Here is a 19,701-nt window from a genome sequence, read left to right on the forward strand (position 1 = left end):
CTTATTCGACACTCTGGCCTATGCTGTGTTTGTCCATCAGGCGGTACAAGGTCATGCGTGAAATCCCCAACTCACGTGCCGCATGGGTGATGTTGCGCCCCACACGTGTCAGTGTCAGGCAGATCGCATCGCGCTCGGCCATGGTGCGGGCCGCGTCCAGCCCTATGCCCACGGCATGGTCCGATTCCGCCAGGCCGAGGTCGGCGGGCGCGATCAGGCGCTGATCGGTCATGATGACCGCCCGCTGCACGCGGTTGTATAACTCGCGCACATTGCCGGGCCAGCTGTGCGCCGTCAGCGCGGCCAGCGCCTGCCGGGTAAAACCCTTGACCCGGCTCGCGCTTTCACCCACGCAGGACTGGAAAAAATGTTCGGCCAGGATGGGCACATCTTCTATGCGATGGCGTAGCGACGGCACCTCGATGGGTAACACGTTCAAGCGGTAAAACAGGTCTTCGCGGAAACGCCCGATGGCCACGGCTTCGGCCAGGTCCACATGCGAAGCCGCCACCACACGGGCGTCGACCGGCAGGCTGCGCACCGCTCCCACGCGATTGATGGTTTTCTCCTGCAAAAAACGCAGCAAATTCGTCTGCAACTCCAGTGGCAGGTCGCCGATTTCATCGAGAAAAACCGTGCCGCCATTGGCCGTCTCGATCAGCCCGTGCCGCTGCGCCGACGCACCGGTGAAAGCCCCGCGTTCGTGGCCAAACAGTTCAGAATGAATCAGGGTGGGTGCGATGGCACCACAGTTGACCGCCACAAACGGACCCGCCGCCCGGTGTGAACATTGGTGAATCGCGCGTGCGGCCAACTCCTTGCCGCTGCCGCTCTCCCCCCCTATCAGCACCGGGGCATCCGTCGCTGCCACCTTGCGAATCTGCTCGCGCAGGCGTGTGATGGCCGGCCCCTGCCCCACCATGCCCAGGGTGTCCGCCGCATGCAGGTGGGTGTGGTGCTGGCTGCGAAGCATGGCGCGCTGACCGGCGTGTTCCAGCATCAGCGCCAGGTCGTGCCAGTCCAGCGGCAGGATTTGATGGTCAAAAAAACAGTTGAGCACCAAGTCACGAAAACCCGGCGACTCCAGCGCCTGGGCCTCACACACGGCCACCCATTCCGAGCCATTCGAGGCCTTGACGCAGGCCTCCAGCAGCCGATCCGGCACGGCCCGCGCCTTGCCCATGACCAGCAGACTGACAGGAAAATGCTGATGCGCTTGAATCCGGCTGGCTGCCGCCAGGTCTGACGCCTGCACCACCTGCCAGCCCCCGCCGAGCAGGTGTTGCGCCACACCACCCGCGTCCTCACCCAAAGTCACACACAGGATGTTTCGGATCGGCATGGCATGCTCGCTAATACATCATGGGGATCCTGACCGTCAGCGTCAAATCGGGCGTGTCTCGCGTCAGCCCGGCGCCCACGGTCACGTTCAGGGTGGTCTTGGGGCTGTAGCGGTAGGAATAACCCAGCAGCAGCGACGACAGCTGGGTACGCACCGAAGTCGCCACCGGCACACCGTTCTGCCGGGTCCGGCCTATGGAATTCAGGTCCACGCCGACACTGAAGGAGGAGCGTTCGTTGAGCGCCAGGCCCATGCCGAAATTGATGCCCACGATACCGCCCGGCTTGACCGAGCCGATGAACTCTTTCTCGCCGTTCAACACCAGGCGGCTGATGTTGTCGCGCCCAAAATTATGCGTGTAGCTGATGCCGCCAAAAAACACCGCCGGGTCCGAAGGGAAGAGCCAGGTCAGACCGGTTTGCAAGGAATAAAAACCCGACCCCGTCGGCAAGTCCAGCGGCAGGCCGGTGCCCGTGGTGTTGCCCAGACAACGCGTCACGCAATCGGTTATCACCTCGAACGGGTCCTTGCCGGTGCGGGTCTTGAAACGCAGCGAGCCAATCAGGTAGGGTGCATTGGGCTGCGGCTGGTTCAACTGGTAACGCGCGCCCAACTCGATGTCGCCAATTGCACTGCCGTTGGCATTGAAAACTCTTTCAGACGCGGTGCCGGTGAACAGCTCGCGGCTGATGGTGGCATCGGAACGATAAACGTAGGGCAGCTTGGCTTCGACCTCCAGCCGGTTGGTCAACCCCCAGCGGCCGGCGATGGCCGCCGTGATCGTGCTGCGTTTGACCTCACGCACATCGATCAGGCCGATCAACAAGGCTGGGATGATGGTGTAGCCCACCAGCGCCACCCGGTTGCTCGACGAGTAGCCGTACTGCAGCGAAGGCTCCAGCACGTAGTGGCCGGGGGGCGTGAGAATGCCGGGCTGATCGAACAACTGCGCCACCGCGGGCGGCGGGGCTTCCGCGGCAGGTGCCACACCGACACGCACCGAACGGGTGGAGCCATCGGGCGGCTCGTTGCTTGCAGCTTGTTTTTTGTCGTCCTGCCCTTTGCCTTCGGAGCGTGCGGCGGCCAGTGCCTCCTCACGTTCCTTCTCGACACGCTGCTGGTCGCGGTAGCGGTTCTCCTGCTCCATGACCTGTTGCTGCAGGGCCTCAATCTGCCGCCCTTGCTCCGACACCTGTTGCTGCAACAACTCGATACGCTTGTTCGCGTTCCTGGAGGCGGCCGTCCCTTGCGCTTGCGCGAGCGCTCCGGACATCACCAGGGAGGAGCAGGCCAACAAGGTCCACGCCTTGTGTTGGCCAAGGCTATCCATGACGGAAAATTCCCTCAGGTACGTCATGTTTTGCTCCGATTTTTTTGCTTTGCTTGTACTTTTGTTTTCTTTTTCGTCGGACTCAGCCGCAGCGTAAGTCCATCGAGCAGCGAGTGGCAAGCTGCAAATTGCAACCACCAGTAATTCCGTGCATGCAGGCGGAGGTACTGTCTCAGGAATGTGGCAGTCCGATCCTCACTGCTTGCAACACCCCTTGAGCACAAACCCTACAAGGCGTGGCCGCGCATGGCGCGAAGCTGAAGCGCCGCGTCCCGCCGTGCCCGCCACGAAGGATCTGTCACAGGCATGAGACACCTGGCCTTCATGGCGGGTCAGCCTGTACAGCCATGGACAAGCACCGCGGCCCGCACAAGCCCCTGCCACCGTCAACCCCTTGTGACACTTCGCGCCCACAACAGGCCGGCACGGCGGCAGTCTGGCCACCTGCACACCTTGAAACAAACCCGCCCGACCAGCCCTGCGGCCGAAGACAAGGCCTTCACACACGCGGCGTGAAGCCTGGCATTGAAGTTGCTCACGCTGCGGCCGATTTGCGGAAACGCAACTCAACCCAAGATCTTGTAACTAACGTCAACCTCCGGAGGAATTATGAAGAAGACACTTCTGGCTTCAGCCATGGCCCTTGCATTTGTTTCCGCATGGGCAAATCCGACCAATAACGGTACCGACGGTACGACCAGCGCAACGACCGGAAACCAAACCGCGACAGCCACCTCGACGCAAAGCGGCAATAGTTCGCCGCAGGCTAACGAGAATTCCACTGCAACGCAAAACAACTCGGATCAAGCCAACAACAAGAGTACGACCCGCACGAACAGTTCGAACAACTCGGACCAAGGCAACAACAAGAGTACCAACAACGATTCCGACAACAGTGCCTACAAGAATTCCGGTCAGGCCCAGGCCAACGCCGCGCGCTCTGCCGCACTCAACAATGGCTCCACCGGCACCTTCAGCAACGCCTTCAACCACACAACCGTTAGTGCCATCAGCACGCTCAACGGTACGGTCACGGGCAACAGGGTGCATGACATCGGTAACAACGCTTACAACACCGGCAACGCCAATGGCGGCACAGGCTACGGTGGTGAAGGCGGCACCGGTAAAGGGGGCCGCGCTTCCGGCTCGGGCACCGGTGGCAACGGTGCCGGCGGCGTAGGCGCGGTGGGTGCGGCCGGCGGCAGCGCCTCCAACGGAGCCATCACCCACGGTAGCGCCACCAATGGCGGTTCCGGCGACGCGGGTAACGGCGGTCGCGGCACGGGCGGCGGCGCGAACGGCTCAAGCGAAAGTGGAAGGGCCTCATCCAGCGGCGGAGACGGCGGACGCGGCGGTGCAAGCGGCGACAGCGGTCGCGGCGGCGGCAGCGAAAGTGAGGCTTCAGGTCTGGGCGGCAGGAGCGGTGGCGGCGGCGGCGGCGGCGGTTCGGGCAACACCGCGGCAGGCTCGGCTGGCGCGGGCGGTAACGGTGGCCTAGGGGCAGGCGGCGCGGGCGGCGGCACCGGCGGCAGCGGCGGTGCGAGCGGCACGGCAGGCGCCGGTGGCGCTAGCGGCGCAGGCGGCGCGGGCTCCGGGACCAGCACGGCTGGCACGGGCGGCGCGAGCGGCGCTACGGGCGCAGGCGGCGCGGGCGGCGCAGGCGGCGGCGGCGGCGCGGCCACCAGCACTTCCGGCGGAACCCGCATGGGCGGCGCAGGCACGGGCGGCGCAGGCGGGTCGAGCATGAACGGTAGCGCCACCAATGGCAGCGCCAGCAACGGCAACAACGCCGCAGGCAACGGCGGCGCCGGTGGTAGCGGCACGGGCGGCACCGGTGGCGCCGGCAGCGGCGGCACCAACACGGCAGCGGGCGGCACGGGCGGCACGGGCCAAGGCGGCACCGGCGGTGCGGGCGGCATGAACTCCGTCAATGCCGGAACCTTCAGCATGGCCAACACCATGACCAGCGTCGGACAATCGGCGGCCGGCATCATGCTTGCGAACCAGAACAGCGGCATTTCCTCGCTGGTTCAGCAAAGTGTGAACGTGCAAGCCAATCTGGCTGTCCACTAAGGCCCCATCGGCCATCACCGTGCGGCCTGCCATCCCGGCAGGCCGCACGGTGTGCCGCGACCCAGACCGAAGGGAGAGTCCATGACATCGCACACACGTAGCCAGGCCATAGGCCTGGTCTTGCTGTTCGCACTGGCGACCCCTGTGCTCGCGCAAACAGCTGTTACCAAAGACAGCGTGAACACCGCCCCCTCGAGCGGGGCGGCCTTCGCCACACCAGTTGACCCCGCCGTGCTTGACACCTTGCGCGGCGGTAGCCAATTGGTGCGCAACGACATGACGCTGACCGGCACCACGGCCGATAACACGGCCCGAAATGTCACCACCGGCACCAACGCCATCAGCACCGGCGCTTTTGCCAATATGAGCGGCCTGCCGGTCGTGATCCAGAACTCCGGCGCGAATGTGCTGATCCAAAGCGCCGTGATCCTGCATCTGCAAATGAACTGAAGGTGAACATCATGCGCGGCCTGTTGCTCTGCTTCGCGCTGCTTGCGGGGGCCGGCCAGTCGCCGGCCCAGACCGCCTACCTGCCATCCATCGCCATGGGCGACGTGGCCCTGCCGGTCACCAGCCTGCGGCAATCGCGCCTGGCCAGCACCTTGATCCAGAAATACGACTTCAGCTGCGGCTCGGCGGCGATTGCCACGCTGCTGACACATCACTACGGCCAGCCGGTCAGCGAACAAACGGTGTTCGAAGAAATGTATAGCCATGGCGACCAGCGCAAGATCCAGAGCGAGGGATTTTCACTGCTGGACATGAAACGTTTTCTGGCATCGCGCGGCTTCGAGGCCGATGGTTTCGAGCAGCCGCTGGACAAACTCAACGAGGCCAAGGTTCCGGCCATCGTGCTGATCAACGACAACGGCTACCACCACTTCGTCGTGGTCAAGGGCCTGCAGGCCGACCGGGTGCTGATCGGTGATCCGTCCCAGGGCACACGCGCCTTGCCGCGCCGGGATTTTGAGGCTCTCTGGAGCAACCGCCTGCTGTTTGTAGTGCACAACCGCATGGAGGCCGCCCGTTTTAACCTGGCAACCGATTGGCGCGTGGCGCCACGCGCGCCTTTGGGTCATGGCATCAGCCGGGACAGCATCACCCTGCCCAAGCTGGGGCCGGGAGATTTTTGATGTCTAGCGCTAGGCCCCTTTTGTCTACCTGCCTCGCCGGTAGCCTGTTCCTGCTACTCGCGGGTTTCTCCGGTTCGGCACAAGCGGCCGATAAAGAGCCGACGGGCGAGCTCTGGGAAACCGTGAGCGACCGCACCCTGGACGACCTGCGCGGCGGTTTTGACCTGGGGGCTGGGCTGCTGGTGAGTTTCGGGATCACACGCAGTGTCTATATCAACGGCGAACTGAGCGCCCAGACCAGTTTGAACTTCGGCCAGCTCGCCGGACTGAACTCGGCGCAAGCGGCTCAGCTGGGACGCCAGCTCGGGGCCTTGAACCTGGTGGTGCAAACCGGTCCGGGCAACAGCATCTCACCGGATGCCCTGGGTGTGGCTTTTGCCACCATCATCCAGAACAGCTTGAACAACCAGCAAATCATTCAGCAGACCGTGATCAACGCCAGTAGCAATGCGCTGGGCCTGCTCAAGAACATGAACATCCAGGCGACCGTGAACGACGCCCTGGCCCACGCCATTGGCGGACGCTAATCACTATCAAATAGATAGCTACTTACGCCCGCACTGCCTGGGCTGGAGCCCTGTTTTTCTTAAGGAAATGCCAGATTCAGACCTTGACCTCGCGCCGTGCCATCGCCCGCACCTGCATCTGCGCAGGCCGCGCCAGGCAGCGCTGCAGCCAGTCGGCGAGCCGCGGGCACTGCGCCATGGCCTCGGCGCGTTGCACCCAGGCCAGCACCGAGGCCACACAAATGTCGGCGACGCTGAATCGTTCGCCCGCGATATAGCTGCGGGTCTGCAAATGCTGCTCCAGCACACGCAGCGCCGGTGCCAGGCGCTGCTCGGCCTGCACCGCCAGCTCGGGCTTGCGCCGCGCTTCGGGCATGGCCACGCGGTGCATCAAAAAAGTCAGCGCGTCTTTTTCGCACTCGGTCACGGTCCAGAAACTCCAGCGCAAAATGTCGGCCTGTTCGGCGTGGTTCTGCGCCGCCAGAGAGGTTTTTTCATCGCCCTTGAAACGTTCGGCCAGGTACAGCGCGCAAGCCATGGACTCCCAGACCAGCACGCCGCCATCGTCAACCACGGGAATATGGCCGTTGGGATTGAGCGCGAGGAAAGCCGGTGTGCGTGTGGCGCCGTCCTGGTAAGGCTGGGCCACATGTTCATAGTCCAGGCCCAGCTCCTGCGCCACCCACAAAGGCCGTGAGGCACGCGAGGCCGCGATGCCGTAGATTTTGAGCGTCATGGCTGGGTCTCCGAGGCCCGGAACAGGTCGCACAACTCTTCCAGGCTGGTGACGGTTTCGTGTGGCTGAGCCTCATGGGTCCACAAGTGATCGGCCCGGTTGACCCAGGCGGTCTGCATACCGGCGTTGATCCCGCCCAGCACATCCAGCGTGGCATCGTCGCCCACGTGCAACACGTATTCAGGTGCGACATCCACCGCGCCGGCGGCTGCATGAAAAATCCGTGGATCCGGTTTGCCCACCCCAAAGGCCTGCGCGCTGATGGAGGCGCGAAAGTAGCGGCTCAGCCCGATACGCGCGATATCGGCATTGCCATTGGACAGCGCCACCACAGGGTAACGCTGCGACAAAAATTCCAACGCCAGCAAGGCGTCGTCAAACAGCGTGACCTGGTTGCGTGCTTCAAAAAACACGTCAAACGCCTGTTCGGCCAGCAAGGGGTTTTCTTTCGAGCGGTACAAGGCCAGGCGGATCGCCTCGCGGCGTATCGCGCTGAGGTTGTGTTTGAGTTCGGGCCGGGTGCGGACAATCTGCTCCCGAATATCGTGGCGCGCCGACGGGTTGGCAAACAGCGCGGCGGTCATGGGTGCGTGGCGCCCCAGCCAGGCATCCAGGGCCACCTCAGCCCGCTCAATGGCGGGCCAGACTGGCCACAGGGTGTCGTCCAGGTCAATAGAAACGGCTTTAATAATTGTCAGGTCAAGCATAGGTAGGGGAGAATAACCCATGTCTTTTTCCCCCGAACCCACCTTTACACACGGTCAAGCAGCCAAAACCGCCAGCGCAACCGCCGTGTTGTATTGCAACCTCGGCACACCCGAGGCCCCCACCGCCGCGGCCTTGCGCCCTTACCTCGCGCAATTTCTCAGCGACCACCGCGTGATTGAAATCCCCAAGGCGATCTGGTGGCTGATCCTGCACGGCATCATCCTGCGCACCCGTCCCAAAAAGTCGGCCTCCAAATACGCCAGCATCTGGACGCCGGAAGGCTCGCCCCTCAAAGTCTGGACCGCCAAACAAGCGCTGCTGTTGCGCGGCTACCTCGGCGAACGCGGCCACGCGGTGGCCGTGCGTTACGCCATGCGTTACGGCCAGCCCTCCATCGCCTCGCAACTCGACGCACTCAAGGCCGAAGGCGCCACCCGCATCCTGATCCTGCCCGCCTACCCGCAATACAGCGGCACCAGCACCGCCAGCGTGTTCGACGCGGTGTACAGCTGGGCCGCTAAAGTACGCCGACTGCCCGAGCTGCGTTTTGTCAACCACTACCACGACCACCCGGGCTACATCGCCGCGCTGGCGGCACGCGTGCGTACCCACTGGTCAGCCCATGGCCGAGCCGACAAATTACTGATGAGTTTTCACGGCGTGCCCGAACGCACCCTGCACCTGGGCGACCCCTACCACTGCGAATGCCACAAGACCGCGCGCCTGCTGGCCGAACAACTGGGCCTGGACAAAGAGAAATATGTGGTGACCTTCCAGTCGCGTTTCGGCAAGGCCAAATGGCTGGAACCGTATACCGAGCCCACGCTGGTGGCCATGGCGCAGGCCGGCACCCACAGCGTGGACGTGATGTGCCCGGGTTTCACCGGCGACTGCCTGGAGACGCTGGAAGAAATCAACATGGAAGCGCGCCACGCGTTTCTTGAGGCGGGCGGCAAAACCTTCAATTACATCGAATGCCTGAACGACAGCCCCGAATGGCTGCGCGCGCTCAGCGACATCACGACGCAACACTTGGCCGGCTGGCCCACGCAGGGTACGCCTGATGCGCAGGCCCTGGCCGCCTCCCGTGCGGCCGCGTTGACGCTGGGTGCCCAGCAGTAGTTTTTCTTTGACGAAGTTGCCTGTCTTGTCCGAACTAAGCCTTAGCCCCCTCAACGCAACTGTCTACCGCGTGCTGGACCGTCAGGGCGCTCACGTGGGCAATTTGAAATTGATCAACGGCGTCTGGAAGTTCAAGGCAATCGGTTACGGCACCAACGGTGAACTGATGCCTGGTGGTGGCCCACTCACCGACAGGCACAACACGAGCTTCACCGTACTCGACGAAGCCCTGATCGCCGCCACGCTGACTCGGCCCTGAGATTCATGTCCAATAGCCCCATGGAACAAGCCCACAACACCGAACAACGCCTGACCGAGCTGGAAATCAAAGCCAGCTTCACCGAAGACCTGCTGGACAAACTCGACCTGGTCGTCGTGCGGCAACAGCAGCAAATCGATGCCCTGATTCGCGAGATTGCCGACCTGAAACAGCAAGCACCTGCGGATGGCGGGGGCGGCGTGGTCCGCAGCTTGCGGGATGATCTTCCGCCGCATTTTTAGGGATTTACCCACTTCTTGTGAAGAATCTGCCATCCCGATTCCCAGTCAAAAATCGTGCGATGTTTGACGGCCTTCTGTCGACCTGTTCGGTCAACCGGACCTGCCTCCGACAGGCCGGTTACCTCCAAGGTAGGCCTTTCAAAAAATTCCCTCGGAACTTCACAAACAATATGCCTATCGCAAAAATACTTTTTGCTCTGATCTCCGGCTGCCTGATTGCCAACGTAACTCATGCGCAATCTCTAGGGCAGCCAGTTACACCAAAGCAATTGTTTCCGAGCAATATCGTGAATGTGTATTTCCCGGATGATGAAGGGTGGGTCATCACTGGCTCAGCAAGCAATGGAATCTCGCTCGGAAAAAGGGGGGGGCCGAAAACAATGAGACTTATGGCGCACAGGTAATCATTTTTAAGAAACCACCGCTAAATAATGACAACGATGAGTTTGTTAATTTTGTCAAGAAACGCATCGCCACCATGAATCCAAATCCCCGATTTCAAGAGGTGAAGTCCAGTTACCAATACTCCGAGAGTCGCGGCTATCCTTGTGTCGACGTCACCATTGACTTTGACGATACTGCGGCGGTCACGCCCACCGGAAAAGATCAACTAAAGTTGCAGGTTATTTCCTTGTACTGTCGCCACCCAACACAACAAGACCTTGGCTTCCTTGCTGCCTATTCGCATCGTGGAAAGACTCTCGACGAGCAACTTGAGAGTCCGGCAAAAAATTTCATCGAGGGAGTCAATGTTCCAAAAAAATAGGGCTCATCCGGCGTTCAAACGAAGCTGCGCAAACAGCCGAGCAAGCCACTTAACTCTACGTTGAGCCTCTCTGGAAGAACACCATGCCCATCACCTGGACCCAGCAGCTCGCCAACATCGACTGGCACGAACTCACCGCGCTTTACCACGCCGCGCCTCTTGGCAACAAAAACCCTGCCGGGCTGAAGACCGCGTTCACCAACAGCCTGTTCAAGTGTTTCGCTTACGAAGACGGCAAGCTGGTCGGTGTGGGCCGGGCCTTGGCCGATGGTGTGGATTGTTCTTACATTTGCGACGTCGCTGTCTTGCCCAGTAACCAGGGCACAGGTTTGGGCAAAGAGATCGTCAACCGACTGGTGGAGTTGTCCAGCGGACACAAAAAAATCATCCTGTACGCCGTGCCAGGCAAAGAGCCTTTTTATCGCAAGTTCGGCTTCCAACGCATGACCACCGCGATGGCGATTTTTGAGGATCAGGCGCTGGCTTTCAAGCGCGGTTACATCGACGAAGCCTGAGCCGCCAGGGCTTGCGGGTCAAACCCGCGATGACCAGCCAAGGCAAGACCCCCTTGCACTTAGGCATTAAATCGGCCTCCAGCCCTTACGGATTGGGCGCAAACAGCTATCAATACAGTAGCGAATCAGGCTTCGTTTGCGGCATCAATAAACGCCGCCACCCGCTCCAGCTGATCCGCCACATTCAGCGCTGGCGCATGGCCGCAGCCTTCGATCTCGACCACCTGCGTCAAGCCGGCGGCGCCTGGCCCGCGTGTCAACATCTCGGCCGTGGTTTCGCGCAGCACCAGGTCGGACTCGGCGCCCCGCAGGCACAACACGGGAAGCGAAAGCGCGTCGTAGTGGTCCCAGATCAGGTAGTCGTCGGGGTGGTAGGAAAACTGTTGCACCATCGCCGGGTCGTAGTGTGGCGTCACCCGGCCGTCGGGCAGGCGGCGCATGGACGTCTCCGCCATACGTCGCCACTGGATGCAACTGAGCCAGCCATACGGTTTGTAGACCTGCCGGAGAAACGCTTCCAGCTCCCGCATGGTGTGAAACGCGGGCGGGTTGCCGGCGTAAGAGCGAATGCGTTCTATCGCCGCATCGGCAATTTTCGGCGCCGTGTCATTCAGCACCAGGCTTTGGATACGCTGCTTCATGCCCGGCTCGAACAGACCGGATGCGCAGACCGTGCCGATGGCGCCGCCCATGGAGGTGCCCACCCAGTGCGCTTTTTCAATCTTCAGCTGGTCAAACAGATCCGCCGCAATCCGCGCGTAAAACGACAGCCGGTATTCGTTTTTCGGATCCGGGCTCCACTGGCTCAGGCCACGCCCAATCGTGTCGGGGCAAATCACGCGGTAACGCGTGCTCAGATGGGCGGCCAGCTCATCCATGTCGCGCCCGGTACGCGCCAGCCCGTGCCAGGCGATGACGGTGGCGCTGTGTTCAGCACCCCATTCGGTGTAATGAATTTCCCGCCCTGCGCAGGTCAAGTAGTGGGATGTGAAGGACATGAAGCGGGTCTCTCTGTGATGAATTATTTTGAAAGGCGATGCGGCGCTTATTTCAGCAACTTGCCGGTGCTGCCAATCACCGTCACCTCGACATAACGCGAGCCGATGCGGTTGCTGGGCGAATAACTGAGGGTGACGCCGCCGGTGTCGTAACTGCCCATGTTTTCCAGGGCCTTGAGCACCTTGGCACGTGTCGGGTTGGGGCCGGCGCGGCGCAGGGCTTCGACCAGCACCTTGGCACCAACAAACTCTTCAAAGCTGGTGTAGTTGACAAGTTCCGTGGGCGCGTATTTCTTCAGCAACGCCTGGTACTCACGCACCACCGGTGTGTTGGGCAAATAGGGGTAAGGCACGACCTGGCTGATGCCCAGGCCATGGGCATTTTTCAGTCCGGCCAGCTTGACCAGCTCAGCCGGGTCCACCACCGAGATGTTGTACAGCTGCGCGCCGCCGCCGCTTTCGCGGTACTGCTTCACAAACGCGGCTGTCGGCTTGTTGATCGAGATCATGATGATGGCCTGCGCGTCCGAGGCCTTGATCTTTTTGACGGCCTCTTCCACCTTGTCGGTGTTGCGTTCATAACCGGCCGCAACGGACAGCTTCAGATTGCGTTTGGCCAGGGCGTTTTCGACACCGAGCAGGCCGGCTTTGCCAAAACCGTCGTCCTGGTACATCACGGCAATGCGGCGCATACCCAAGGTGGTCACCTGCTGGACCATGTGTTCGGCTTCGTCGGCATAACCGGCGCGCACATGAAAAATCCAGGGATTGAAAGGATTGCGTAAGGACTCGCCGCCGGTGTAAGGCGCGACCAGCGCGGCACCGCCGGCCTCCAGCACACCCTCGGTCAGCAACTGCGTGACATTGGCGGTGCCGGCAAAACCAAACAGTGCCAGCACCTCGGGTCTGGCCAGCAGTTCCCGCGTCAGGCGAACGGTCTCAGGCACTTTGTAACCGTCGTCCAGCACCTCGTGCCGGATCTTCGCGCCATGGATGCCGCCCTGCGCATTGATGTGGTCGAAATAAATCTTGCCACCCACCACCATTTGTTGCCCGGTGCTGGCCAGCACGCCCGACAGCGGCGCCACCTGGCCAATCACCAGTTCAGCGGAAGTGGCGACCCCTGCCAGCCCCCACAACACCAACGCCGCGGCCGTCTGTCGGGTCCATGTCCTGAAGGTTGTCTTCATGCGCTGTCTCCTGCTGGTGGTGCCTGTGTCCAGGCGGTGAAATGCGGTGCATTCCTTGTTATCCCTTGACACTGACGGCGCGCAGCCGCCCCACCACACCGGTGGGAAAGTAATAAACCGACAACACAAACAGCAGGCCCAGCCAGAGCAGCCAGCGGTCCGGCGAAAGCAAGGCGGCCAGCCACGGCAGGCTGGCCGCGGCTTCGCTGCCCAGGCGCAGCAAGTCCTGCAGGTAACTCTGTGCCACCAGGAACAGCGCCGCACCAATGGCCGCACCGTAAATCGTGCCCATGCCGCCTATCACGACGATCAGCAACACATCGATCATGATTTCAAACGACAGCGAGGTGTCCGGCCCGTTGTAGCGAAGCCAGAGCGCCAGCATGGCGCCGGCCACCGTGGCGAACAACGCCGACAAGATGCTGGAAGTGGTGCGGTACACCACCACGCGGTAACCGATGGCTTCGGCGCGGAATTCGTTCTCGCGAATGGCCTGCAACACGCGGCCGAAAGGCGAGTTGACGATACGCAGCAGGCTCAGCACCGACACCAGCGCGACCACAAACAGCAGGTAATAACACAACAGCCTGCCGTCGATGGACACACCCATGAAAGGCTGCTCGAAAAACTCCATGCTGGGCGACAGCAGCTCGGGCACCTTGAAGGTCAAACCGTCTTCGCCGCCGGTGAACTCCGACAACTGCGACGCCAGGGTCTGGAAGGCCGAGGCCACGGCCAGCGTGATCATGGCGAAAAAGATGGCCTTGACCCGCAGAGAAAACAGGCCCACCGCCAGTGACAATACAAAAGACAGGGCCAGTGAACACAGCAGGCCCACGGCCAGCGCCTCCCAGGTGGCGCCGAGACGGGTGGTGGCGATGGCGATGCCGTAAGCCCCAATGCCGAAAAACATGGTGTGCGCAAAACTGACAATGCCGGTGTAGCCCAGCAGCAGGTCAAAACTGGCGACCAGCACCACAAACACCAGCACCTTGGCCGCCACATTGAGCGCCTTGACACCGGGGAAGAGGAAAGGCGCAAAAGCCAGCGCCAGCAAAAGGCCGACCAGAATCACGGCCAGCACGCGGTTACGCGGAAAGTCGTTGGAGACCAGACGTGTGAGGAGTTTGTTCATGGGTCTGTCCTCAGCGGTTGGTCACGGGGTAGATGCCCTGGGGACGCCAGAGCAAGATGGCGGCCATCAGCACGATGTTGGAAAACAGCGCCACCTTGGGCACCAGAAAACCGGTGTAGTTGGCCATCAGACCAACCAGCAAAGCGCCTATCAGCGCACCGCCGGTGGAACCCAGACCACCGATGATGATGACGATAAAAATCAGCACGTTGACCTGTGCGCCCATTTGCGGAATCACGTTTTGCTGGTACATGCCCCACATCACGCCGCCCAGGCCGGCCAGCGCACTGCCGACCACAAACACGCCGACAAACAAACGCCGGATGCGGTAACCCAGCGACTCGACCATCTCGCGGTCTTGCACACCGGCGCGGATCAGGAGACCAATCTTGGTGCGACTCAAGGTCCAGACCAAGAGCGCAAACACCACCAGCCCCACCACCACGGCAATCAGCCGGTATTTTTCAATCGCTGCATCACCGACCAGCACTGCGCCACGCATGGCTTCGGGCAGCGGTAGCGCAATCTGCGCCGGACCCCAGATCACCTTGATCAGTTCTTCACCGATGATCATGCCGCCCATGGTGATGAGAATCTGCTTCAGGTGCTGGCCATAAACCGGCCGCACGATGTAACGCTCAAAGGCCAGGCCCACGGCCGCCGACACCAGCATGGCAATCAGCATGGCCGGCAACACGGCCACCAGGTTGCGCCACAACTCTTGCGAGCCGGTCCAGTCGCTCATCGCACCCAACACGCTGGTGGCGACAAATGCACCCAGTGCGATAAACACGCCATGGCCGAAGTTGAGCACGTCCATCAGGCCGAAGACCAGGGTCAGGCCCGACGCGATGATGAAGATGATCATGCCCATGGCCAGGCCGGCCACGGTCAGCGTCAGCCAGGTGGAGCCCGAACCGATAAAAGGCAACACACCCACGGCCAGCAAAGGCACCAGGGCCAGGGGTTTCCAGTCGAAATCTGTTTTCATAATGCCAATCCAAGCAGGGATTGCTGAAGCGCCGCGTCTTCAGCCAGTTCTTTCATGGACCCGGCATGCACCACGCGGCCGTTGTCCATCACGGCCACGGTGTCACCCAGGCGTTTGGCGAAGTTGATGTTTTGTTCGACCAGCAAAATCGTGGCGCCGCTAGCCTTGAGCTGCGCAAAGGCGTCGATCATGTTGTTGATGATGGCCGGGGCCAGGCCTTTGCTGGGCTCATCCACAATCAGCAGTTCACGCGGCTCCACAATGGCGCGAGCCACGGCCAGCATTTGTTTTTGCCCGCCCGATAATTTGCCGGCCGGGTGGTTCCAGAACTTCTCCACCGCGGGGAACAGCGAGAAAATCCACTTGAGCCGGGCTTCATCCATCTGGCTGGCCCGGCTGGCTTTACGCGCGGCCAACAACATGTTTTCCTTGACCGTGAGGTCGGAAAAGATACCCATGTTTTCGGGCACGTAGGCGATGTTGAGAGCGGCAATATCCGGCGTGTTCAGTGCCGTGATGTCCTTGCCGTTGAAGCTGACCTTGCCCTGTGAGGCCTGCCACAAACCCATGATGGTGCGCAGCGTGGTGGTTTTTCCAGCGCCGTTGCGGCCCAGCAGCATGGTCAGTTGCCCGCGCGGGATGGCCAGGTCCACACCGTGCAGGATGTGGTACGCGCCTATGTGGGTGTGCACACCTTCCAGCGTCAACAGATTTGTATTCATGCGCCCTCCCCTTGCGATGCGGGCGCCACACCCAGATAAGCCTCCTGCACCACCGGCGAGGCAATCACCTCGGCCGGTTCGCCGTCGGCCACCAGCGAGCCGTTGTGCAGCACGATGATGCGATCGGCCAGTTCACGCACCACATCCATCTTGTGCTCCACCAGCAAAATTGTTTTGGTCTTGTCCTGCTTGAGCTGGCGGATCAAATTGAGAATCACAGGCGCCTCGTCGGTGCTCATGCCGGCGGTCGGTTCGTCGAACATAAAGACCTGCGACTCAAGCGCCATCAACAAGGCGACTTCCAGCTTGCGCTGGTCGCCATGCGGCAGGCTGGCCACCGGCATGCCGGCCTTGTCGTTCATGGCCACCACGTCCAGGATTTCTTCGGCGCGTTGCACCAGCGCCTTGTGGTCGCTCCAGATGCTCCACAAGTTCAAACCATGGCGATGCCGCCCCGACCTGGTGGCCTGCACCGCCAGGCGCACGTTCTCCAGCACCGTCAGGTTGGGGAACAGATTGGTCAGCTGAAAGGCCCGGCCCAGGCCGGCGCGTGTGCGTGCCGAGGCGCTTTTGCCGGAGAGATCCTCACCGTTGAGCGTGACCGTGCCACTGCTGGCCGGCAACTGGCCCGAGATCAGGTTGAAATAGGTGGTTTTGCCGGCGCCGTTGGGGCCAACTATGGCGGTCAAGGTGCCAGGCGCAAAGCGGCAGCTGACAGCATTCACCGCCACATGGCCACCGAAGCGGACCGTGAGTTCGTTTGTTTGAAGCATATTTCTTGGGCTCCCCTAAAACAGTGGGAGCGGCGTAGCGAGCGGGTCGAGAGCAAGGCGCACAGCGCGCAGGAACCGGAACGTACTCAGGTACGTGAGGATTTCGAGCACTGCGCAACGCCGCTATCGGCGCGCGCAGTAGCCGAGCACGCTGTTTTAGCGTTTGTTGCGGATAGGAACGTTCATCTCTTCAGCCTTGATCTCGCGCACGAGTTCAGGCACGCCCCAGGCAAAAGCCGGATCCACCTTGATCTTGAAGTGGTACATGCTTTGCATGGCCTGGTGGTCTTCCTTGCGGAAAGTCATCTTGCCTTTGGGTGTGTCAAAACTCATGCCTTCCATGGTCTTGATCAGCGTATTGGCGCTGGCATCACCCTTGCTGTTTTTCAGCGCGGTGACGATGGCCATCGCAGCCGAGAAACCACCGGCGGTGAAGAAGTCAGGGGGTGTCTTGAACTGCTTGTAATGCTGGGCCACCATGGCGTCGTTGATCGGGTTTTTCGGAATGCCGAAGTAGTAATACGCTGCGCCTTCCATGCCGGGGAAGTTTTTGTAGCTGGTCATGGCCGGCAGAATGTTGCCGCCGGTGGCGATCTCGATGCCATAACGCTTCAAGTCCATGTCGGCGATCTTGAACGGGTTGCCGGCACCAGCCCAGACGATCCAGATGATCTTGCGGCCGGGTTGGTCTTTCAGCTTGTCGATCAGGCGCTGCGCACCGGCGGTGAAGTCGGTGGTGGCGGCCGGCAGGTATTCTTCATGCACCAGCTTGGATTTTTTGACCGAGTCCTTGAAAGCCTTCACGCCATCACGGCCGAAAGCATTGTCCTGCGCCAACGTGGCCAATATCACACCGGCCTTGTCGATGGCCACCGCGTTGGAGATTGCGTCCTGGCTGCTGTTGCGGCCGGTGCGGAAGATGTATTTATTCCACTTGTCGCCGGTGATCGAATCAGCCACGGCAGGCTCGACCAGCAAAATCTTTTTGTACTCTTCAGCCACAGGCAACATGGCCAGTGCCACGCCGGAAGCGGTCGGTCCGACGGCGATGTCCACCTTGTCGTCCGAATAAGCGGCGGCCAGCAGCGACTTGCCCAGATCGGGCTTGCCCTGGTCGTCTTTTTCAATCACGACGATTTTTTTGCCGGCCACGGTCATGGTGCCGCCGGTGGCATAGTCCAGGCCCATCATGAAACCGGTGGCGGTTTGTTTGCCATAAGCCTCAAGTGGGCCGGTCTTGCTGTAGATGTGGCCAATGCGGACTTCACCCGCGGTCTGGCTGAAAGCGGTGGTGGAAATCAGGGCGGTGGCGACCGCGCTGAGTGCGATCAAGGTGCGACGATGCATGAAATGTCTCCTGTTGTGGGCTGTGCACCATGATTGCACATGTCGTGCCAGCCGTACATCGTTGATATCTATAGGGTTTTTTATTAACCTTAAAGATATGTATTATTTTTATACAATTTTATTGTCTTGTTTTTAGACAATTGCATTATTTTAATACAGGGTTATCCAGACGTTCGTAGAGTTTGGCACGCGAAATACCCAGTAGCCGCGAAGCCGCCAGCTTGTTGCCACCGGTCGCTGCCATGGCCGCGGCAATCGCGCGCTGCTCGACCTGGGCGACCTGCTCGGCCAAGGGGCGCAGGGGGTCCGACGCCGCCGCGTCCGCACTCTCCAGCGCCGCCATCGGTTCCGGTGCGATACGTTCTATGCCCGCGGCCTTCAGCACTTCTTCGAACTGGGCGCGGCCTATGTTTTGCGAGTCGCTGCGCATCACCGCCTGCTCCAGCACATTGCGCAACTCGCGGATATTGCCGCGCCAGGTCTGGGCCGACAGCAAGGCCAGCGCATCGGGCGCCAGCTCGGGCTGCCGGTCGCCACTGCGCAGCGCCATCTCCTCACCCAGCACGTCCAGCAGCGCCGGAATGTCGGAGCGACGTTCGCGCAGCGGCGGCACCCGCACGGGCAAGACATTGAGCCGGTAAAACAGGTCTTCGCGGAACTTGCCCTCGCGCACCAGTGCCGCGAGGTCGCGCGAGGTCGCGGCGATCAGGCGCGCGTCAAAAGGGATCAGCTTGTTGGAGCCCAGCGGCTCGATCTCGCCCTCCTGCAAGGCGCGCAACAGCTTGGCCTGCAGCGCCTGCGGCATATCGCCGATCTCGTCGAGAAACAGCGTACCGCCATCGGCCAGCTTGAACTTGCCGTCGCGCCCCTTGCGGTCGGCGCCGGTATAAGCGCCGGGCGCCACGCCGAAAAACTCGGCTTCCAGCAAGGTGTCGGGCACGGCTGCGATGTTGACGCTGATGAAGGGGCCACGCGCCCGGCTGGAGGTCGCATGGATGGCGTGGGCCAGCAACTCCTTGCCGGTACCGGTCTCACCCAGCAGCAGCACCGGGCTGGAGGTTTGGGCGGCGCGGCGCGCCTGGCGCTTGACCTCGACCGCGGCCGGGCTGGTGCCAACAAAACTCGCAAAGGTGTACTTGGACTGGCGCTGACCCGGCGACTGCAGGCGCTGGCTGGCCAGCTCGCGACGGGCATCGTCGAGGTCGCGGTGCAGCAAGGCGAACTTGCTGATCAGCGGCTGCAAGGTGGTTTCGGGGTGGTCAAACAACACGATGCCGATGGCACCAATCACGTCACCACCACTCTCATCGCGCAGCGGAATGCGGCTGACCACAAAGGTGCCGGCGCGGTTGGTCAGCAAGTCGATCAGGAAAGGCTCACCGGTTTCCAGCACGCGCCGCATCTGGGTGTTGGGGATGACCTCTTCGACCATGTGGCCGACGAACTGGTCCACCGAAGAAAAGCCTAATGCGGGCAAAAACCGCTTGTAACCTTCGTTGACCCAGACGATGCGACCGGTCCGGTCCACCAGGAACATGCCCTGGCTGATGCTGGAAAAAAGCTGAAACATGGACCGCGCGGCCAGCTCCAGAATACTCTGGGCATCGCGCGGCAGGCCGGTCGTCGGGGTATCAGGCGCTTGCATGCAGGAATGGTAACGCCCCTCCGGTTCAATCGATGGGCTAGTTGGAACTCCGCGCCACGTTTTTACCCGGCATTCGATATGAAACTATCGACGATGTTTGACAATCGATAGTCAGCGAAAAAGCCTCAGAATGTCTGATTCGGGCCCAAAAGTGGGTTTTCGCTACGT

21 protein-coding genes are annotated in these 19,701 nt (G+C 61.4%); 9 read left to right on the forward strand and 12 right to left on the reverse strand.

Annotated features, from left to right (window positions below; genetic code table 11):
* Window position 1 precedes the first annotated feature (1 nt).
* Window positions 2-1,342 (reverse strand): sigma-54 interaction domain-containing protein, encoded by a 1,341-nt coding sequence (locus tag R6254_RS11520; RefSeq protein ID WP_318406916.1) that lies wholly within the window; start codon window positions 1,340-1,342, stop codon window positions 2-4.
* Window positions 1,343-1,352: 10 nt separating this feature from the next.
* The gene (locus R6254_RS11525; RefSeq protein ID WP_318406918.1) at window positions 1,353-2,672 is read right to left on the reverse strand and encodes an acetate kinase; all 1,320 of its coding nucleotides are present in this window, start codon (window positions 2,670-2,672) and stop codon (window positions 1,353-1,355) included.
* 609 nt (window positions 2,673-3,281) lie between these two features.
* Between R6254_RS11525 and R6254_RS11530 the strand changes: the two genes are divergently transcribed.
* The 4 genes from R6254_RS11530 (at window position 3,282) to R6254_RS11545 (ending at window position 6,405) form a co-directional block, all read left to right on the forward strand.
* A complete protein-coding gene (locus R6254_RS11530) occupies window positions 3,282-4,745 on the forward strand; it encodes a hypothetical protein (protein ID WP_318406920.1) in 1,464 nt (487 codons plus the stop codon).
* Window positions 4,746-4,826: 81 nt separating this feature from the next.
* On the forward strand, window positions 4,827-5,195 hold the full coding sequence (locus R6254_RS11535; protein ID WP_318406922.1) for a hypothetical protein: 369 nt from the start codon (window positions 4,827-4,829) through the stop codon (window positions 5,193-5,195).
* Between the two features lie 11 nt (window positions 5,196-5,206).
* Window positions 5,207-5,878, forward strand: a complete 672-nt coding sequence (locus tag R6254_RS11540) for a C39 family peptidase (protein WP_318406924.1) — start codon at window positions 5,207-5,209, stop codon at window positions 5,876-5,878.
* 20 nt (window positions 5,879-5,898) lie between these two features.
* The gene (locus R6254_RS11545) at window positions 5,899-6,405 is read left to right on the forward strand and encodes a hypothetical protein (protein ID WP_318406926.1); all 507 of its coding nucleotides are present in this window, start codon (window positions 5,899-5,901) and stop codon (window positions 6,403-6,405) included.
* A 76-nt stretch (window positions 6,406-6,481) separates the two neighbouring features.
* Here the strand turns inward: R6254_RS11545 and R6254_RS11550 are convergent, their stop codons facing one another.
* Complete coding sequence (locus R6254_RS11550; RefSeq protein ID WP_318406927.1) at window positions 6,482-7,120, reverse strand: glutathione S-transferase family protein; 639 nt, start codon at window positions 7,118-7,120, stop codon at window positions 6,482-6,484.
* Entirely contained in the window at window positions 7,117-7,827 is a 711-nt protein-coding gene (locus R6254_RS11555) for an HAD family hydrolase (RefSeq protein ID WP_318406929.1), read from the reverse strand. Before R6254_RS11555 ends, R6254_RS11550 begins: the two co-directional genes overlap by 4 nt.
* A gap of 19 nt (window positions 7,828-7,846) precedes the next feature.
* Between R6254_RS11555 and hemH the strand changes: the two genes are divergently transcribed.
* The 5 genes from hemH (at window position 7,847) to R6254_RS11580 (ending at window position 10,732) form a co-directional block, all read left to right on the forward strand.
* On the forward strand, window positions 7,847-8,950 hold the full coding sequence (gene hemH, locus R6254_RS11560; RefSeq protein WP_318406931.1) for a ferrochelatase: 1,104 nt from the start codon (window positions 7,847-7,849) through the stop codon (window positions 8,948-8,950).
* Between the two features lie 25 nt (window positions 8,951-8,975).
* Window positions 8,976-9,209, forward strand: a complete 234-nt coding sequence (locus R6254_RS11565) for a hypothetical protein (protein ID WP_318406933.1) — start codon at window positions 8,976-8,978, stop codon at window positions 9,207-9,209.
* A gap of 20 nt (window positions 9,210-9,229) precedes the next feature.
* Window positions 9,230-9,451, forward strand: coding sequence for a SlyX family protein (locus R6254_RS11570; protein WP_318407090.1), 222 nt, complete (start codon window positions 9,230-9,232; stop codon window positions 9,449-9,451).
* Window positions 9,452-9,767: 316 nt separating this feature from the next.
* Window positions 9,768-10,217, forward strand: a complete 450-nt coding sequence (locus R6254_RS11575) for a hypothetical protein (protein ID WP_318406935.1) — start codon at window positions 9,768-9,770, stop codon at window positions 10,215-10,217.
* Window positions 10,218-10,300: 83 nt separating this feature from the next.
* A complete protein-coding gene (locus tag R6254_RS11580; RefSeq protein WP_318406937.1) occupies window positions 10,301-10,732 on the forward strand; it encodes a GNAT family N-acetyltransferase in 432 nt (143 codons plus the stop codon).
* 125 nt (window positions 10,733-10,857) lie between these two features.
* Here the strand turns inward: R6254_RS11580 and R6254_RS11585 are convergent, their stop codons facing one another.
* From R6254_RS11585 to R6254_RS11620, 8 genes are all read right to left on the reverse strand, one after another.
* A complete protein-coding gene (locus R6254_RS11585) occupies window positions 10,858-11,730 on the reverse strand; it encodes an alpha/beta fold hydrolase (RefSeq protein ID WP_318406939.1) in 873 nt (290 codons plus the stop codon).
* A 47-nt stretch (window positions 11,731-11,777) separates the two neighbouring features.
* Window positions 11,778-12,920, reverse strand: a complete 1,143-nt coding sequence (locus tag R6254_RS11590) for an ABC transporter substrate-binding protein (RefSeq protein ID WP_318406941.1) — start codon at window positions 12,918-12,920, stop codon at window positions 11,778-11,780.
* 58 nt (window positions 12,921-12,978) lie between these two features.
* Complete coding sequence (locus tag R6254_RS11595; RefSeq protein ID WP_318406943.1) at window positions 12,979-14,055, reverse strand: branched-chain amino acid ABC transporter permease; 1,077 nt, start codon at window positions 14,053-14,055, stop codon at window positions 12,979-12,981.
* Window positions 14,056-14,065: 10 nt separating this feature from the next.
* A complete protein-coding gene (locus R6254_RS11600; RefSeq protein WP_318406944.1) occupies window positions 14,066-15,046 on the reverse strand; it encodes a branched-chain amino acid ABC transporter permease in 981 nt (326 codons plus the stop codon).
* The gene (locus R6254_RS11605) at window positions 15,043-15,768 is read right to left on the reverse strand and encodes an ABC transporter ATP-binding protein (RefSeq protein ID WP_318406946.1); all 726 of its coding nucleotides are present in this window, start codon (window positions 15,766-15,768) and stop codon (window positions 15,043-15,045) included. Before R6254_RS11605 ends, R6254_RS11600 begins: the two co-directional genes overlap by 4 nt.
* A complete protein-coding gene (locus tag R6254_RS11610; protein WP_318406948.1) occupies window positions 15,765-16,541 on the reverse strand; it encodes an ABC transporter ATP-binding protein in 777 nt (258 codons plus the stop codon). The genes R6254_RS11605 and R6254_RS11610 overlap by 4 nt, the downstream gene beginning before the upstream one ends.
* 156 nt (window positions 16,542-16,697) lie before the next feature.
* Window positions 16,698-17,888, reverse strand: coding sequence for a substrate-binding domain-containing protein (locus R6254_RS11615; RefSeq protein WP_318406950.1), 1,191 nt, complete (start codon window positions 17,886-17,888; stop codon window positions 16,698-16,700).
* 145 nt (window positions 17,889-18,033) lie between these two features.
* Complete coding sequence (locus R6254_RS11620) at window positions 18,034-19,533, reverse strand: sigma-54 interaction domain-containing protein (protein WP_318406952.1); 1,500 nt, start codon at window positions 19,531-19,533, stop codon at window positions 18,034-18,036.
* Window positions 19,534-19,701: the final 168 nt, after the last annotated feature.

It is taken from the genome of Polaromonas potterensis (assembly GCF_033446725.1).
Lineage (GTDB): Bacteria > Pseudomonadota > Gammaproteobacteria > Burkholderiales > Burkholderiaceae_C > Polaromonas.

Coding starts and splice junctions, on each gene's coding strand:
- R6254_RS11520 (WP_318406916.1), bottom strand. CDS start 1,342: ATGCCGATCCGAAACATCCTGTGTGTGACTTTGGGTGAGGACGCGGGT.
- R6254_RS11525 (WP_318406918.1), bottom strand. CDS start 2,672: ATGGATAGCCTTGGCCAACACAAGGCGTGGACCTTGTTGGCCTGCTCC.
- R6254_RS11530 (WP_318406920.1), top strand. CDS start 3,282: ATGAAGAAGACACTTCTGGCTTCAGCCATGGCCCTTGCATTTGTTTCC.
- R6254_RS11535 (WP_318406922.1), top strand. CDS start 4,827: ATGACATCGCACACACGTAGCCAGGCCATAGGCCTGGTCTTGCTGTTC.
- R6254_RS11540 (WP_318406924.1), top strand. CDS start 5,207: ATGCGCGGCCTGTTGCTCTGCTTCGCGCTGCTTGCGGGGGCCGGCCAG.
- R6254_RS11550 (WP_318406927.1), bottom strand. CDS start 7,120: ATGACGCTCAAAATCTACGGCATCGCGGCCTCGCGTGCCTCACGGCCT.
- R6254_RS11555 (WP_318406929.1), bottom strand. CDS start 7,827: ATGCTTGACCTGACAATTATTAAAGCCGTTTCTATTGACCTGGACGAC.
- hemH (WP_318406931.1), top strand. CDS start 7,847: ATGTCTTTTTCCCCCGAACCCACCTTTACACACGGTCAAGCAGCCAAA.
- R6254_RS11570 (WP_318407090.1), top strand. CDS start 9,230: ATGGAACAAGCCCACAACACCGAACAACGCCTGACCGAGCTGGAAATC.
- R6254_RS11580 (WP_318406937.1), top strand. CDS start 10,301: ATGCCCATCACCTGGACCCAGCAGCTCGCCAACATCGACTGGCACGAA.
- R6254_RS11585 (WP_318406939.1), bottom strand. CDS start 11,730: ATGTCCTTCACATCCCACTACTTGACCTGCGCAGGGCGGGAAATTCAT.
- R6254_RS11590 (WP_318406941.1), bottom strand. CDS start 12,920: ATGAAGACAACCTTCAGGACATGGACCCGACAGACGGCCGCGGCGTTG.
- R6254_RS11595 (WP_318406943.1), bottom strand. CDS start 14,055: ATGAACAAACTCCTCACACGTCTGGTCTCCAACGACTTTCCGCGTAAC.
- R6254_RS11600 (WP_318406944.1), bottom strand. CDS start 15,046: ATGAAAACAGATTTCGACTGGAAACCCCTGGCCCTGGTGCCTTTGCTG.
- R6254_RS11605 (WP_318406946.1), bottom strand. CDS start 15,768: ATGAATACAAATCTGTTGACGCTGGAAGGTGTGCACACCCACATAGGC.
- R6254_RS11610 (WP_318406948.1), bottom strand. CDS start 16,541: ATGCTTCAAACAAACGAACTCACGGTCCGCTTCGGTGGCCATGTGGCG.
- R6254_RS11615 (WP_318406950.1), bottom strand. CDS start 17,888: ATGCATCGTCGCACCTTGATCGCACTCAGCGCGGTCGCCACCGCCCTG.
- R6254_RS11620 (WP_318406952.1), bottom strand. CDS start 19,533: ATGCAAGCGCCTGATACCCCGACGACCGGCCTGCCGCGCGATGCCCAG.